Source organism: Streptomyces sp. BE20 (assembly GCF_036322525.1).
GTDB lineage: Bacteria > Actinomycetota > Actinomycetes > Streptomycetales > Streptomycetaceae > Kitasatospora.
Window position 1 is genome coordinate 1 of record NZ_JAQYWW010000658.1, and the last position, 14,276, is coordinate 14,276.

Here is a 14,276-nt window from a genome sequence, read left to right on the forward strand (position 1 = left end):
CTGGACCCAGTCCCGCCAGATCGTCCCCGGCTGGTACGGCGTCGGCGCCGGCCTCGCCGCCGCCCGCGAGGCCGGTCTCGGCGACGTGCTCGACGAGATGTACGGCCAGTGGCACTTCTTCCGCAACTTCCTGTCCAACGTCGCCATGACGCTGGCCAAGACCGACCTGCGGATCGCCCGTCACTACGTCGAGCAGCTGGTCCCGGCCGAGCTGCACCACGTCTTCGACCAGATCGTGGCCGAGCACGACGTGACCCTGCGCGAGGTCCTCCGGCTCACCGGGGAGAGCGAGCTGCTGGAGCGCAACCCGGTGCTCAAGCAGACCTTCACCGTCCGCGACGCCTACCTGGACCCGATCTCCTACCTCCAGGTCGCGCTGCTGCGCCGCCAGCGCGAGGAGGCCTCGACCGGCCGCAAGGAGGACCCGCTGCGGGCCCGGGCCCTGCTGCTGACCGTCAACGGCATCGCCGCCGGTCTGCGCAACACCGGCTGACCCCGGCCGGAACACCCGGAACACCCGGAGGGCCCCGCGGCACGTGCCGCGGGGCCCTCCGCCGTCCCCGGCCGGACGAGCGGCGCCCGGCCGGTCCGGCGACGTCCGGCCCGCCCGTTGCCGGTCAGTCCAGCGGCCGCACCTCGATCACCAGCGGCCCGTACCGGGCCAGGACGTCCGCCCGGGCGGTCGGGGCCTGCGCGGTGACGACGAGCACGCCGGTGCCGTCCTCCGAGACGTACACGTCGGAGATCGTCACGTTCCGCTCCGCCCAGTAGTCCCGGTCGTCCACCTTGATCCGCTGCGCCAGCGCGTGGAAGAACTTCCGCGATCCGGGCACGTCCACGAAGTTGATCCCCACCCCGAGGTGCGGAACGGTGTTCAGCACCACCTGGTCGAGCTCGCTCCCCGGGACCCGCATCACGTACACCTCGCCGGTCCCCAGGTCACTGCAGACGCCGAAGTAGTGCTCCGGGTAGCTCCCCGCGCCGATTCGCCTGATGTCGGCGGACACGTCGATCGGGTGGCGGTTGACCTGGCCCCCGCTCGTGCTCGACCCGGGCTTCGGCGACGCGGGCAGGGTCGGCCCCGCGGTGGTGGTCGGCGGGGTCGAGGGCGGCGTCGAGGGCGGGGTCGACGGGGCGTGCGCCTCCTCCCAGGTGGGCAGCCGCAGCGCGGCCGGGCCCCCCGCGCAGACCCCGAGCATCCCTCCCGTGTCGATGGAGCTCGACGTCGACGGCTGCGGGTGCAGGGTCTGCGACGACGTCCCTCCGGGGGTCGGCGGGGGCGGTCCCCAGCCGGTGGCCCCGGCCGCGGCCGGACCCGCCGGCCCGGCGGCCCCGGCCCCGCCGACCCCCACCTGTGTCAGCGCCCCGATGCCGACCGCCAACACCGCCGCCCCCGCCGCCACCCGCAGCGCCAGCCCCTGCCGCGACCGGCGCCGGCCGGCGGCCCTCAGCTCCGCCAGCGGCGGGCTGCCCCCCGCCGAGCGGGCCCGCGCCCCGAGCCGGACGACCAGCTCCTCCTCGAACCGGTCCGCAGCGCCGTCCGCGGCGCCCCGACCGTCCCTGTCCTCAGCCGTCATGGCCCACCATCTCCTTCGCCGGTGCCAGTTCCTGTCGAAGCGTCTTCATCGCGCGGGCCAGGTGGGTCCTGGCCGTCGTCAGTGAGCATCCGAGCTCCTCGGCCACCTGGGCCACCGACCGATCGGCGTAGTACCGCAGGACCACCGCCGTCCGCTGACGCGGCGACAGTGATCTCAGGGCCCGCTCCAGTTGCTCGTCCCGTGCGTCGACCGCGGCCACCGGGGTGTCCGGCAGTTGCGGCGTCAGCACCTCACGACGGGTCCGCCGCCAACGCGACACGTGCGTACGGACCATCGCCTTGCGGACGTAGCCCTCGGTCGCGCCGGGGTCCCGGATCGCACCGCGCCGGGCGTACACCCGGGCCAGGGCGTCGTGCAGGAGGTCCCGTGCGTCGTGGACGTCCCCCGTGATCAGGAACGCGCCACGCAGCAGCGCCTGGTACCGCGCCGCGACGAACTCGTCGAACGGGTCACCCGTGGTGCCGTCCGGCCGCATCGATTCGCGCTTCATGCCCACAGGACGCCCCGGCCGCCGGGAACGGATGACAGCCGCGGGAAAATGCCGGAGGGGCCGGCGTCCGCACCTCGGACCCGGCCCCTCCGTTCTCCGTCACTCCGTCAGATCGCCCGCGCGCCGGCGCCTGACCCACAGGGCCGCGCCGCCCGCGGCCACGACCAGGCCGCCGCCGACGGCCAGCAGGCCCGCGTCACCGCCGACCGAGCCGCCGAGCACCGGGCCGACGAACTGCGCCGAGACCGGCTCCGGGGACACCACACCCGGATCGGGATCCGCCACCGGATCGGCGTGCGCCACACCGCCGGAGAGCAGCACGCCGGCCGCGCCCAGCGCACCCGCCGTGCCCACCCGCCGTCCGAGCTTCCTCAGTCGAACCACCCGGATCCGCCGAAGGCGTCGGACCGGCCGCAAACTCCGCATCGAGAACTCCCCAGAACCCGTTCGCGTACTGGCCTGACGCTATCCGATCCGCACAGCCTTCTCACACGCATTCAGGTTTGGACGACCAAGCGTTGCACGACTGTTGTGCAGCCCCCCGCCGCCCGTTCGTACGCAGCCCGCGGCACGGCGCCGGGCCGCCCCGACGGTGCCGCACGGCAGGTCGGACCCGGCCCGCCGCACGCCGACGGCCCCGGCGCGCGCCCTGCCCCGGACCCGGCCGGACGACGCCCGACCGGCCCGGGCCGTGACGCGACTCACACGGCGGCGGTCAGAAGTTGTACGTCGACTGGGCCCGCTCCAGACCCTCCGAGAGCAGCGCCTCCACCGCGTCCGCCGAGCGGTCCACGAACCACTCCAGCTCCTTGCGCTCGGTGGCGGAGAAGTCCTTCAGCACGAAGTCCGCGACCTCCATCCGGCCCGGCGGGCGGCCGATCCCGCACCGCACCCGGTGGTACTCCGGCCCCAGCGACTTGGTGATCGACTTCAGGCCGTTGTGGCCGTTGTCCCCGCCGCCCGACTTCAGCCGGAGCGCCGCGTAGTCGATGTCCAGCTCGTCGTGGACGGCCACCAGCGCCGAGGTCGGCGCCTTGTAGAAGTCCCGCAGCGCGGTGACCGGGCCACCGGAGAGGTTCATGAACGACATCGGCTTGGCCAGCACCACCCGGCGCCCGCCCAGCCGCCCCTCGGCCACCTGGGCCCGGCTCTTGTGCGCCTTGAACCTGGCACCCATCCGCTGCGCCAGCAGGTCCACCACCATGAACCCGATGTTGTGCCGGTTCCTGGCGTACTGCTCCCCCGGGTTGCCCAGCCCCACCACCAGCCAGGGGCCCTCGTACACGTCCTCGCTCATCCCACCGCTCCTCGTGGTCACCTGCACCGCCATCATCCCGGACGCACCGCTGCCCCGGTCGCTCCCCGTACGGGGAGCGACCGGGGCAGCGGTCTCAAGCTGTTCGACAGGCCGGTCGAAGGGCCTGCCGGGAAGCCTGCCGAAAGGCTCAGGCCTCGGCGTCGGCCTCGGTGCCCTCGGCCTCGGCCGGGGCGGCCTGGGCGGCGATGACCTGCAGCACGACGGTGTCGCCGTCGACGGCCAGGGTCACGCCGGACGGCAGGGTGATGTCCTTGGCGTGGATGGAGGCACCGGCCTCCAGGCCCTCGACCGAGACGGTGACGGCCTCGGGCAGGTGGGTGGCCTCGGCCTCGACCGGCAGGGCCTGCAGGACGTGCTCCAGCAGGTTGCCGCCCGGGGCCAGCTCGCCCTCGGCCTGGACCGGGATCTCGACGGTGACCTTCTCGCCGCGCTTCACCAGCAGCAGGTCGACGTGCTCGATGGTGCGCTTGATGGCCTCACGCTGGACGGCCTTCGGCAGGACGAACTCGTCCTTGCCCTCGATCGGCACGACCAGCAGGGCGTTCGGGGTCTTCAGGGCCATCATCAGGTCGTGGCCGGGCAGGTTCAGGTGAACCGGCGCGAGGCCGTGGCCGTAGACGACACCGGGGACGAAGCCGGCACGGCGGGCGCGACGGGCGGCACCCTTGCCGAACTCGGAACGGGTCTCAGCGGCGATGCGGATCTCGGACACGACTGCACTCCTCGTAAAAGCTGGCGCGGGGTGCAGGCAATGCGAAAAAACCGCCGGGACCACACCCTCGTAACATTCGGGGGTCACTCGGCGGCGCAACGACTTCTGCCGGTGCCCGGAAAATCCGGCGCCGGCAGCGCGTCGATCACGGAGCGGGCACCCGGCAAGCAGGCACACGGCATCCCTCGCCGAGCAGTTTCACGAGTCTAACCGGACCGGTGGCCTCTCGCGAAATCGGCGGCGACCCCGGCTCCCGAGGGAACCGGGGTCGCCTGCACGGGGCTCGGTCGGTGCGCACCCGCGAAGGTCAGTGCACACCCTCGAAGAGGCTGGTGACCGAGCCCTCCTCGAACACCTCGCGGATGGCGGCCGCGATCGACGGGGCGATCGACAGCGTCGTGATCTTGTCGAGCTGGATCGAGGCCGGGGTCGGCAGCGTGTTGGTGAACACGAACTCGCTGACCCGCGAGTTCTTCAGCCGGTCGGCCGCCGGGCCGGAGAGCACACCGTGGGTGGCCGCCACCAGGACGTCCGCGGCGCCGTTCTCGAAGAGCGCGTCGGCCGCGGCGCAGATCGTGCCGGCGGTGTCGATCATGTCGTCGACGAGGACGCAGACCCGGTCCTGCACGTCACCGACCACGTCGGCCGAGAGGATGGTGTTGGCCTGCGTGATGTCACGGCGCTTGTGGATGATCGCCAGCGGCGCGTCCAGACGGTCGCACCACTGGTCGGCGACCTTCACCCGGCCGGCGTCCGGCGAGACCACGGTGAGCTTCGCCCGGTCGACCCGGCCGCCCACGTAGTCCGCCAGCAGCGGCAGCGCGAACAGGTGGTCCACCGGGCCGTCGAAGAAGCCCTGGATCTGCGCGGTGTGCAGATCCACGGCCATCAGCCGGTCGGCGCCCGCCTGGCGCAGCAGGTCGGCCACCAGCCGGGCCGAGATGGGCTCGCGGCCCAGGTGCTTCTTGTCCTGGCGGGCGTACCCGTAGAACGGCAGGATCGCGGTGATGCTCCGGGCCGAGGCCCGCTTGAGAGCATCGATCATGATCAGCTGTTCCATGATCCACTGGTTGATGGGAGCCGTGTGGCTCTGCATCACGAAGCAGTCCGCGCCTCGCGCCGACTCCAGGAAACGGACGTAGATCTCACCGTTGGCGAAGTCCAGGGCCTTGGTCGGGACGAGTTCGGTCCCCAGCGATTCGGCCACCTCCCTCGCCAGCTCGGGGTGGGCACGGCCGGAGAAGAGCTTCAGCTTCTTCTCGCCCGACGTGGTGATCCCGCTCACTGCCACCGTCTCCTCGCGTTGCTGACGCTGAACCCGTCCGCACCGCACAGGCAGGCTCGCGCCTGCCTGCGGGAGGGAGTCGGGGAATTGTCGGTACGCCTGGACACGGGCGGTAGGCCCTGCGGCGCACGCATGACCCCAAGGTTACGCGCCCGCACAGAAACCGTCCGCCCCGGGACCATCTGCCGGACCGGCACCCGACCGGTCAGGCCTCCGGCGAGGTCTCCCGGCCGGCGGCCGTGGCAGCCGCCGCGGCCTGCGCCGATGTCGTTCCGGGGCGCTTGCGCTCGACCCAGCCGGGGATGTTCCGCTGCTGTGCCCGGCCCACGCCGAGCGCGCCCGCCGGAACGTCGTTGGTGATCACCGAACCGGCCGCGGTGTAGGCGCCGTCACCGACCGTCACGGGAGCGATGAACATGTTGTCGGAACCGGTACGGCAGTGCGCCCCGATGACGGTGCGGTGCTTGTTGACCCCGTCGTAGTTCACGGTGACCGAGGCCGCGCCGACGTTGGCGCCCTCGCCGATGGTGGCGTCGCCGATGTACGAGAGGTGCGGCACCTTGGCGCCCTCGCCCAGCTCGGAGTTCTTCACCTCGACGTAGGTGCCGACCTTCGCCTTCCGGGCCAGCTTCGCGCCCGGCCGCAGGTACGCGTACGGCCCGGCGACGGCGAGGTCGCCGACCTCGGCGCCGTCCGCCGTGGTGTTGGTCACACGCGCGCCGGCGCCGATCCGGGTGTCCTTGATCGTCGAGTTGGGGCCCACCTCGCAGCCCTCGCCCAGGTGCGTGCCGCCCTGCAGCTGCGTGTTGGGCAGCACCACCGCGTCCGGCTCGTACGACACCTGGACGTCGAACCACGTGGTCGCCGGGTCCACCACGGTGACGCCGGCCCGCATCGCGCGGTCCAGCAGCCGGTCGTTGAGCAGCCGGCGGGCGTGGGCCAGCTGCACCCGGTCGTTGATGCCGAGGATGTCCCGGTAGTCGGCGGCGACGACCGCGCCCACCCGGTGGCCCGCCTTGCGCAGGATCTGCAGGGTGTCGGTGAGGTACTCCTCGCCCTGCGAGTTGTCGGTGGTCACCTCGGCGAGCGCCTGCACCAGCAGCCCGGCGTCGAAGGCGAAGACCCCCGAGTTGATCTCGTCGATCGCCCGCTGGGCGTCCGAGGCGTCCTTCTCCTCGACGATCGCCGCGACCGCGCCGTCCACGCCGTCACGCAGGATCCGGCCGTAGCCGAAGGGGTCCGGCACCACGGCGGTCAGCACGGTGACGCCGTTGCCCTGCGCGTCGTGCGCGTCGGCCAGGGCGCGCAGCGTCTCCCCGGTCAGCAGCGGCGCGTCCCCGGTGGTGACGATCACCGTGCCGTCCAGCTCGATCCCGTCGGCGGCCAGCGCCTCCAGCGCCGTCCGCACGGCGTGCCCGGTGCCGTTCTGCTCCTCCTGCACGACGGCGCGGGCCTGCGGATGACGGGCCGCCAGGTGCTCCCGGACCTTCTCCCGGAGGTGGCCGATCACCACGACCAGCTGGCCCGGCGTCAGCTCCTCCGCGGCCGCCACCGCATGGCCGACCAGGGACCGTCCGCACACCTCGTGCAGCACCTTCGGCAGGCTGTTCGACTTCATCCTGGTCCCGCCACCGGCGGCAAGCACGACAACGGCGGCGGGCGAATTGGCACTCACGGGGGGAGGCTCCTCATTCGGTTCACAGAGAGGGCAGAGCAGCCCGGCCGGGACAACAGGCCGGTCGCCTTCGCACAGTCCGCCGGACAGCCCAGACAATACCGGCGGCCGGGTGACACGCGCAGTCGAGGCGCGGGGTGGCTCCGCCGCTAGGATTCGAACCCAGACAAAGGCCTCCAAAGGGCCCTGTGCTGCCATTACACCACGGCGGACAGTCGCTGAAACCCTACCCGAGTCAACCTCGTCCTGGGTATCCGCTGCACCAATCCTCCGACCCCGATCCGACGGCAGGGACGGGCGCCTCCCCGCACGGTGATGACCAGGCAGCCGCGGTGGGCGTCACCGGTGTTCCGCGGCCGGGCAGGTGGACACGGGCCGGATCGGGACGTCAGCCATCCAGTCGGGTGAATTCACCCATGCGCCGCCCGGCGGCGTATTCCCTTGTTGGCGGGGCACAACCTACGATTCCGTAGGTTACGCGAACGTAGCCTCCCGTCCTCTCCCCGCAAGGGACACCCATGAGCATCCAGGCAGGCGAGGCGCGCGCCGACTCCACGCGCTCCACCGCCACCCCCCACTCCGACCCCCCGGACGCCGACTCCCCGGACCCCGGCCCGCCTCAGCTCTCCGCCACCCGCGGCGGGGAACGGCAGGGGGCCGCCGAGCGGATCGCACTCGGCCTCTTCATCGCCGTCCCGTTCGCCGCCCTGGTCGCCGCCGTCCCGGTGGCCTGGGGATGGGGACTCGGCTGGACCGACCTCGCGATCGCCGCGGTGATGTACTTCCTCACCTGTCACGGCATCACCGTCGGCTACCACCGCTACTTCACCCACGGCGCCTTCAAGGCCAACCGGCCGCTGCGGATCGCCCTCGCGATCGCCGGCTCGCTGGCGATCGAGGGGCCGCTGGTGCGCTGGGTGGCCGACCACCGCAAGCACCACCGGTACAGCGACAAGGAGGGCGACCCGCACTCGCCCTGGCGCTACGGCGAGTCCGTCCCGGCCCTGCTCAAGGGCCTCTGGTGGGCCCACATGGGCTGGCTCTTCGACGAGGAGCAGACCTCCCAGCTCAAGTACGCCCCCGACCTCATCCGCGACCCGGCCATAAGGCGGATCTCCCGGCTGTTCTGGCTCTGGACCGCCCTCTCGATGCTCATTCCCCCGCTGGTCGGCGGGCTGGTCACGCTCTCCTGGCAGGGCGCGCTCTCCGCCTTCTTCTGGGGGTCGCTGGTCCGCGTGGCACTGCTGCACCACGTCACCTGGTCGATCAACTCGATCTGCCACGCGGTCGGCCACCGGCCGTTCCGCTCCCGCGACCGCTCCGGCAACGTCTGGTGGCTGGCCGTGCTCTCCTGCGGCGAGTCCTGGCACAACCTGCACCACGCCGACCCGACCTCGGCCCGGCACGGTGTCCTTCGTGGACAGATCGACTCCTCGGCCCGGCTGATCCGCTGGTTCGAGCTGGCCGGCTGGGCCAGGGACGTCCGCTGGCCGGACGCACAGCGGATCGCCGCCCGCCGCGCCGCATGAGGGCCCGCCTGCAGCATGATGTAGGGGTGAACGGGAGCAGCGCAGACAGCACAGGCGGCCACCGGAGCACGCGGACGGACGCGGCGCCCGATCCGGCGCAGGCCCGTCCGCGTGCCGCCGCCGGGGCGGACGGTGCTGCGCCGGCACCGCGCCGCCGTGGCGGCCGGGTACGGATGACCGGCAAGCAGCGTCGGGAGCAGCTGCTGGAGGTCGGCCGCATCGTGTTCGCGGAGCGCGGCTACGACGGCACCTCGGTGGAGGAGATCGCCGAGCGGGCCGGGGTGTCCAAGCCCGTGGTGTACGAGCACTTCGGCGGCAAGGAGGGGCTGTACGCGGTGGTGGTCGACCGCGAGATGCAGCTGCTGCTGGACATGGTGACCGGGGCGCTGACCGGGGGGCACTCGCGGGAGCTGCTGGAACAGGCCGCGTTCGCGCTGATGGACTACATCGACACGTCCACGGACGGCTTCCGGATCCTGGTCCGGGACTCGCCGGTGGCCCAGTCGACGGGCACCTTCGCGTCGCTGATCAGCGACATCGCGACGCAGGTGGAGGACATCCTGGGGCTGGAGTTCAAGGCGCGGGGGTTCGACGCCCGGCTCGCCCCGATGTACTCGCAGATGCTGGTGGGCATGGTCGCACTGACCGGCCAGTGGTGGCTGGAGGTGCGCAAGCCGGAGAAGGCCGAGGTGGCCGCCCACCTGGTGAACCTGGCCTGGCACGGCCTGGAGGGGATGGAGCGGCACCCCAAGCTGGTCGGCGACCGCAAGGCCTGAGCCCGCTCAGCCCCGCCGGACCGCGACGGCGAAGATCCGGCGGAACGGGAAGACCGTGCCGTGCGGCCCGGCCGGGTAGGCCTCCCGGAGCAGCGCGCCGTACTCGGCCAGGAAGGCCGAACGGTCGGCCGGGTCGCCGAGCCGGGTGAGCACGGGCCGCAGCGCGGTGCCCTTGACCCACTCCAGCACCGGGTCGTCGCCGGTGAGCAGGGTGCGGTAGGTGGTCTCCCAGACGTCGGCGGTGCAGCCGGCCTCGGCGAGCGTCCGGAGGTACTCGTCCGGTCGGTGGACGCCGGCCCGGACGGCGTTCCCGCCCACGGACTCGCGCCAGCGCGGGCTGCGGCGGAGCTCGGCGAGCAGCACGTGGCTGGGCGACCCGAAGTTGCCGGGCACCTGGAAGGCGATCACCCCGCCGGGCCTGAGCGCCGCGGCCCAGTGCCGCAGCAGGTCGAGGTGCCCGCCGGCCGCTCCCCGCCCGCCGCCCGCCGCCGGGGAGTCCCCGGGCCCGGACCGGCCGCCCGGCTCGAAGCCGATCCACTGCAGGGCCGCGTTCGAGACGATCAGGTCGGGGGCCGCCGCCGCGGGGTCGAAGCCGGCCGCGTCGGCGAGCAGGTAGTCGGCGGTGGGCTCCCCGCCCCCGGCGCGGGCGGCGGCGAGCATCTCGGCGGAGTTGTCGACCCCGGTGATCCGCGCCCCGGGCCAGCGTTCGCGCAGGACGGCGGTGGAGTTGCCCGGGCCGCAGCCGATGTCGAGGACGGTGGCGGCGGGTTCGTTCGGCACGGAGGGGACGCGGGCGAGCAGGTCGCGCAGCGGGCGGGTCCGTTCGTCGGCGAAGCGCAGGTACTGGTCCGGGTCCCAGACGGGTGCGGACATGGCCCACCTCCCAAGTATCTCGACATCAAGATATCCAGTCGAAGCGTCCGCCCTGGAATTCTCGATGTCAAGAGACTTCACATCGACACAACCCCCGATACACTGATCGCCATGGAGGACGAGGTCGATCGGCTGGTCGCAGCATGGCGCCGAGAGCGCCCCGACCTCGACGTGGAACCACTTGAGGTGCTCAGCCGGGTCAGCCGGCTCGCGCGGCACCTCGACCGCGCCCGTCGGGCGGCCTTCGCCGAGCACGGGCTGGAGCCCTGGGAGTTCGACGTCCTGACCGCGCTGCGGCGGGCCGGCTCGCCGTACCAGCTCTCCCCCGGCCAGCTCCTCACCCAGACCCTGGTCACCTCCGGCACCATGACCAACCGGATCGACCGCCTCACCGGCAAGGGCCTGGTCAAGCGGCTGCCCGACCCGGACGACCGGCGCGGCGTCCTGGTCCGCCTCACCGACGACGGACGCGACCGCGCCGACCAGGCACTCGCCGGACTGCTCGCGCACGAGCGCGAGCTGCTCGCCCAGTTGACCGGCACTCAGCGGGGCGAACTCGCCGGACTGCTCCGGCAGCTGGTCGCCCCCTTCGACAACATCCCCTGACCGGGACCTCCCGACCCGAACCGTCCGGCCCCGAACCGTCCGGCCCGGGCCTTCCGACCCGGTGGAGGAAACCTCGGAGGTCCGCGGGGACGGGCCCCGCTCAGAAGCCGTCCGGGTAGGGCGCGCTGAGCGCCGGCACCGGGGCGGGCACGGGATCCGGCGTCCGGTAGCCCGGCAGCAGCTCGGCCAGCCGGCGGCGCACCTCGTCGTCGCTGTTCACCGCCGCCGCCTCGTACAGCCCCGTCAGGCCGCCCGCCAGGTCCTCCGGCCCGGAGCCGGACTCGGCCAGGGTCGCGTAGATCCGGGCGTGCGCGGTCGGCTGCCGCTCCTCGCCCTCGGAGAACAGCGCCTCGTTGAGCTTCTCCCCCGCCCGCAGTCCGGTGTAGCGGATCTCGACCTCGTCCCGGGCCAACTGCACCTGCTCGGCGAAGTTGTGCACCAGGTCGACGATCCGCACGGGCTCCCCCATGTCCAGCACGAACACCTCGCCGCCGCGCGCCATCCGGCCGGACTCCAGCACCAGGCCGACGGCCTCCTCGATGGTCATGAAGAACCGCGTCACGTCGGGGTGGGTGACCGTCACCGGGCCGCCGCTGCGCAGCTGCTCGGCCAGCACCGAGAGCAGCGAGCCGCGCGAACCGAGCACGTTGCCGAACCGGACGGCGGAGAACGCGCCCGTGCCGAGGTTGCGCGCGTCCCGGGCGTTCGCCTGGACGATCAGTTCGGCCAGCCGCTTGCTGGCGCCGAGCACCGACGTCGGGTCGGCCGCCTTGTCGGTGGAGATCAGCACGAACCGCTCCACCCCGGTGGCCAGCGCCGCCTCCACCAGGTGGTCGGTGCCGAGCACGTTGGACTTCACTGCCTCGCTGGGGTGCCGTTCCAGCAGCGGCAGGTGCTTGTGCGCGGCCGCGTGGAACACCACCTCGGGCTCCAGGTCGCGGAAGATCTGCTGGATCCGCGGCCGGTCCCGGATGTCGGCGATCACCAGCGACTCGTCGGTGAGCAGTGCCTCGCCCCAGATGTCCAGCTGGAGCCGGTGCAGGTTGGACTCGTCGTGGTCCAGCATGTACAGCGCGCTCGGGTTGAACGCTTGGACCTGGCGGCAGAGTTCACTGCCGATCGAGCCGCCGGCGCCGGTCACCAGCACCCGCCGGCCCTCGATCACGTCACGGACGTCGGCCGAGACCACGTGCACCTCGTGCCGGCCGATCAGCCGGTTGACGTCCAGGCTGCGCATGTCGGAGCCGACCACCTCCCGGCGGAGCGCCGCCAGGAAGGACGGCAGGTAGCGGACGGCGGCACCGGCGGCCGCGGCGGCGGTGGCCAGGGCGCGGACGCGCTGCGGGGCGAGGCCGGGGATGGCCAGGGCGACGACCTGGGCCCGGTACTCGACGGCGAGCCCGGTCAGCTCCGCGAGGGTGCCGAGGACGGGGGCGGAGTCCACCGACCGGCCGGCCTTGGCCGGGTCGTCGTCGAGCAGGCCGATCGGCACGAGACCGAACTCGGGTGCGCGGCCCAGGTCGCGGACCAGCGCGGTGCCCGCCGCACCGGCGCCCACCACCAGGGTCCGCAACCCCGTCGGCGGCGCGGCCGGGGCACGCGAAGCCGGCAGTGGGGCGCCCGGGAGCCCGTCCTGGGCGCTCTCGCCCTGGTTCGCGCCCTCCCCGGCCGTGTGCGGGCGTGCGGAAGTGCTGTGCGGCGACATGTGTCCTCCGGAGTTCCCTGACCTGACGGACCTGAGCCGGTACGGCGGTGAGACGGGCGGATCAGCCGGCGCCGGGAGCTGTGGTCGTGGCGACGGACGACGGGGCCGCAGGAGCGGCGGGCTCGGACGGACTGACACCCGCACGGCGGGCCACCGCGACAGCGGCCAGGGTGGAGTGCACCCCGAGCTTGCCGAGGACGTTCTGCATGTGCGTACGCACGGTGTGCGGGGACAGGTAGAGCCGCTCGGCGACGGCCTGCCGGCCGAGGCCGGCGACCATGCAGCGCAGGATCTGCTTCTCCCGAGGGGTGAGCGTGTCGACCAGCCGCTCGCTCTCGGTGCGGTCCCGGCGGGCGGTGGTGAGCTCCCGGATGACGCCGGTGAGCAGGGCGGGCGGCACGTGCGTCTCGTCCCGCAGCACGCCCCGCATCACCGCCAGCAGCCTGGCCAGCGAACTCTCCTTCGCCACCCAGCCGGTGGCGCCGGCGTGCAGGGCGCGGGCGGCGCGGTGCGGGTCGTCGGCGGTGGCCAGGACGATCGCCCGCAGCGCGGGATGGTGGCGGCGGATCCGGGCCAGCAGGGTGATGCCGTCGGGCACCTGGGCGGTCGACGCCGGGGCGGCGGGGGAACCCGGAACGGCCGGGGTCGCCGGCCCCGATTCCGCCGGGTACGGGCCGGCCGGGTGAGCGGCCGGGCGGAGCGCCGACGGGTGGCGGACGGCGTGCGCCCCTGGGGGCGCGCCGCCGGCACCGGGCGATCCGGCGCTGCCGAGCGGTCCGGCGAGGCCGGACGATCCTGCGGTCGGGGTGCCCGGCCCCCCGGGGACTGCGGCCGGACGGCGGGGCGAAGGCAAGGCGACGGGTCGGCGGCGAAGGACCTCCGGCGGCGGGTCGACACCCGGCTGGCGGGCCCTGCGCGCGGCGGCCCCCGCCTCGGCGACCCCCAGGTCCGCGTCGACCAGGACCACGTCGAAGGCGCGGCCCTCGGTGGCGGCACGCTCCAGCGCCCGCTCCGCGGCAGCCGCGCTGCCTGCCGCGCCGACCTCGACATCGGGCTCCGCGGCGAGCGCCGCGGCCAGTGCCTCGGCGAAGATCCGGTGGTCGTCGACCACCAGGACGCGGATCCGTCCCATCGTCACTTCCCCCCTGCTCAGCTCCGGCCCGTGTCCGGGGCGGCGCCCCGGTCCTGCCTCCGCCGCCCGGGCGTTCCTGCGCCGCCCGCCTCCCGGATACCCGGAAGAGCCGAGGTGCCGGCCCCCACCGGTACCGGAATCAGCGTACGGGGTGGCCGCCGACTCGGTGGGGGTTTGGTGAAGTTTCGTCAGGAGGTGAGAAATTGACGCGACTTGGTGCTTCTCGGGCCGCCGGGAACGCCGGGAACGCCTGAGCGCCGCCCCCGTCCGTACGGGGGCGGCGCTCCGTTCGCGGCGTGTCCGACCCGGGGCGCCGGGGCCGGCTGCCGGGGCCACCGGCCCCCGCAGGGCTACAGGCCGTTCTTCTCCAGGGTGAACTTCCAGGCGTCGGCGACGATGTCGTCCAGGTTGGGGCGGCGCGGGGTCCAGCCCAGCGCGCGGTGGGCACGCTCGGCGGAGGCCACCAGGACGGCCGGGTCGCCCGCGCGGCGGCCGGAGACCCGCACCGGGATCTCGCGGCCGGTCACGCGCTTGACCGACTCGATCACCTCGCGGACCGAGAAGCCGCTGCCGTTGC

14 protein-coding genes, 1 tRNA gene and 1 pseudogene are annotated in these 14,276 nt (G+C 73.4%); 4 read left to right on the plus strand and 12 right to left on the minus strand.

Annotation, left to right across the window (positions count from 1 at the left end; all coding sequences use genetic code 11):
* Positions 1 to 493: phosphoenolpyruvate carboxylase (locus PUR61_RS13905; protein ID WP_329879131.1), on the plus strand; the 493-nt coding region annotated here is incomplete at its 5' end.
* Positions 494 to 617: 124 nt separating this feature from the next.
* On the opposite strand, the gene PUR61_RS13910 is transcribed toward PUR61_RS13905, so the two are convergent.
* The 8 genes from PUR61_RS13910 to PUR61_RS13945 form a co-directional block, all read right to left on the minus strand.
* On the minus strand, positions 618 to 1,577 hold the full coding sequence (locus PUR61_RS13910; protein WP_329879132.1) for a hypothetical protein: 960 nt from the start codon (positions 1,575 to 1,577) through the stop codon (positions 618 to 620).
* Complete coding sequence (locus PUR61_RS13915; RefSeq protein ID WP_329879133.1) at positions 1,567 to 2,088, minus strand: SigE family RNA polymerase sigma factor; 522 nt, start codon at positions 2,086 to 2,088, stop codon at positions 1,567 to 1,569. Before PUR61_RS13915 ends, PUR61_RS13910 begins: the two co-directional genes overlap by 11 nt.
* A 99-nt stretch (positions 2,089 to 2,187) precedes the next feature.
* Positions 2,188 to 2,442, minus strand: coding sequence for a hypothetical protein (locus PUR61_RS13920; protein ID WP_329879134.1), 255 nt, complete (start codon positions 2,440 to 2,442; stop codon positions 2,188 to 2,190).
* Between the two features lie 361 nt (positions 2,443 to 2,803).
* The gene (gene pth / locus PUR61_RS13925; RefSeq protein WP_329879135.1) at positions 2,804 to 3,385 is read right to left on the minus strand and encodes an aminoacyl-tRNA hydrolase; all 582 of its coding nucleotides are present in this window, start codon (positions 3,383 to 3,385) and stop codon (positions 2,804 to 2,806) included.
* A 148-nt stretch (positions 3,386 to 3,533) separates the two neighbouring features.
* Positions 3,534 to 4,118 carry a 50S ribosomal protein L25/general stress protein Ctc gene (locus PUR61_RS13930; RefSeq protein ID WP_329879136.1) on the minus strand — a complete coding sequence of 195 codons (585 nt, stop codon included), beginning with the start codon at positions 4,116 to 4,118 and terminating at the stop codon, positions 3,534 to 3,536.
* A 307-nt stretch (positions 4,119 to 4,425) separates the two neighbouring features.
* Positions 4,426 to 5,403, minus strand: coding sequence for a ribose-phosphate diphosphokinase (locus PUR61_RS13935; RefSeq protein ID WP_329879137.1), 978 nt, complete (start codon positions 5,401 to 5,403; stop codon positions 4,426 to 4,428).
* 205 nt (positions 5,404 to 5,608) lie between these two features.
* Positions 5,609 to 7,078: a bifunctional UDP-N-acetylglucosamine diphosphorylase/glucosamine-1-phosphate N-acetyltransferase GlmU gene (gene glmU, locus PUR61_RS13940; RefSeq protein ID WP_329879138.1), complete on the minus strand. Its 1,470-nt coding sequence runs from the start codon at positions 7,076 to 7,078 to the stop codon at positions 5,609 to 5,611.
* Positions 7,079 to 7,216: 138 nt separating this feature from the next.
* Positions 7,217 to 7,290 (minus strand) — tRNA-Gln (locus PUR61_RS13945).
* A gap of 306 nt (positions 7,291 to 7,596) precedes the next feature.
* On the opposite strand from PUR61_RS13945, the gene PUR61_RS13950 reads away from it, so the two are divergent.
* Both PUR61_RS13950 and PUR61_RS13955 read left to right on the plus strand, forming a co-directional pair.
* Entirely contained in the window at positions 7,597 to 8,607 is a 1,011-nt protein-coding gene (locus PUR61_RS13950; protein ID WP_329879139.1) for an acyl-CoA desaturase, read from the plus strand.
* A 173-nt stretch (positions 8,608 to 8,780) separates the two neighbouring features.
* The gene (locus tag PUR61_RS13955; RefSeq protein ID WP_327680125.1) at positions 8,781 to 9,383 is read left to right on the plus strand and encodes a TetR/AcrR family transcriptional regulator; all 603 of its coding nucleotides are present in this window, start codon (positions 8,781 to 8,783) and stop codon (positions 9,381 to 9,383) included.
* Positions 9,384 to 9,389: 6 nt separating this feature from the next.
* On the opposite strand, the gene PUR61_RS13960 is transcribed toward PUR61_RS13955, so the two are convergent.
* Positions 9,390 to 10,256: a methyltransferase domain-containing protein gene (locus tag PUR61_RS13960; protein WP_329879140.1), complete on the minus strand. Its 867-nt coding sequence runs from the start codon at positions 10,254 to 10,256 to the stop codon at positions 9,390 to 9,392.
* Between the two features lie 111 nt (positions 10,257 to 10,367).
* On the opposite strand from PUR61_RS13960, the gene PUR61_RS13965 reads away from it, so the two are divergent.
* A complete protein-coding gene (locus PUR61_RS13965) occupies positions 10,368 to 10,862 on the plus strand; it encodes a MarR family winged helix-turn-helix transcriptional regulator (protein ID WP_329879141.1) in 495 nt (164 codons plus the stop codon).
* A gap of 100 nt (positions 10,863 to 10,962) precedes the next feature.
* On the opposite strand, the gene PUR61_RS13970 is transcribed toward PUR61_RS13965, so the two are convergent.
* The 3 genes and pseudogenes from PUR61_RS13970 to PUR61_RS13980 all read right to left on the minus strand — a co-directional run.
* Complete coding sequence (locus tag PUR61_RS13970) at positions 10,963 to 12,567, minus strand: polysaccharide biosynthesis protein (RefSeq protein WP_329879142.1); 1,605 nt, start codon at positions 12,565 to 12,567, stop codon at positions 10,963 to 10,965.
* Between the two features lie 61 nt (positions 12,568 to 12,628).
* Positions 12,629 to 13,699 carry a response regulator transcription factor gene (locus tag PUR61_RS13975; protein ID WP_329879143.1) on the minus strand — a complete coding sequence of 357 codons (1,071 nt, stop codon included), beginning with the start codon at positions 13,697 to 13,699 and terminating at the stop codon, positions 12,629 to 12,631.
* 350 nt (positions 13,700 to 14,049) lie between these two features.
* Positions 14,050 to 14,276 (minus strand): annotated as a pseudogene (locus tag PUR61_RS13980) (UDP-glucose 4-epimerase GalE); the annotation flags it as partial.

Excerpts from the sequence above, each read along its gene's own strand:
- PUR61_RS13910 (WP_329879132.1), bottom strand. The coding sequence starts at position 1,577 with ATGACGGCTGAGGACAGGGACGGTCGGGGCGCCGCGGACGGCGCTGCG.
- PUR61_RS13915 (WP_329879133.1), bottom strand. The coding sequence starts at position 2,088 with ATGAAGCGCGAATCGATGCGGCCGGACGGCACCACGGGTGACCCGTTC.
- pth (WP_329879135.1), bottom strand. The coding sequence starts at position 3,385 with ATGAGCGAGGACGTGTACGAGGGCCCCTGGCTGGTGGTGGGGCTGGGC.
- PUR61_RS13950 (WP_329879139.1), top strand. The coding sequence starts at position 7,597 with ATGAGCATCCAGGCAGGCGAGGCGCGCGCCGACTCCACGCGCTCCACC.
- PUR61_RS13955 (WP_327680125.1), top strand. The coding sequence starts at position 8,781 with ATGACCGGCAAGCAGCGTCGGGAGCAGCTGCTGGAGGTCGGCCGCATC.
- PUR61_RS13960 (WP_329879140.1), bottom strand. The coding sequence starts at position 10,256 with ATGTCCGCACCCGTCTGGGACCCGGACCAGTACCTGCGCTTCGCCGAC.
- PUR61_RS13965 (WP_329879141.1), top strand. The coding sequence starts at position 10,368 with ATGGAGGACGAGGTCGATCGGCTGGTCGCAGCATGGCGCCGAGAGCGC.
- PUR61_RS13970 (WP_329879142.1), bottom strand. The coding sequence starts at position 12,567 with ATGTCGCCGCACAGCACTTCCGCACGCCCGCACACGGCCGGGGAGGGC.
- PUR61_RS13975 (WP_329879143.1), bottom strand. The coding sequence starts at position 13,699 with ATGGGACGGATCCGCGTCCTGGTGGTCGACGACCACCGGATCTTCGCC.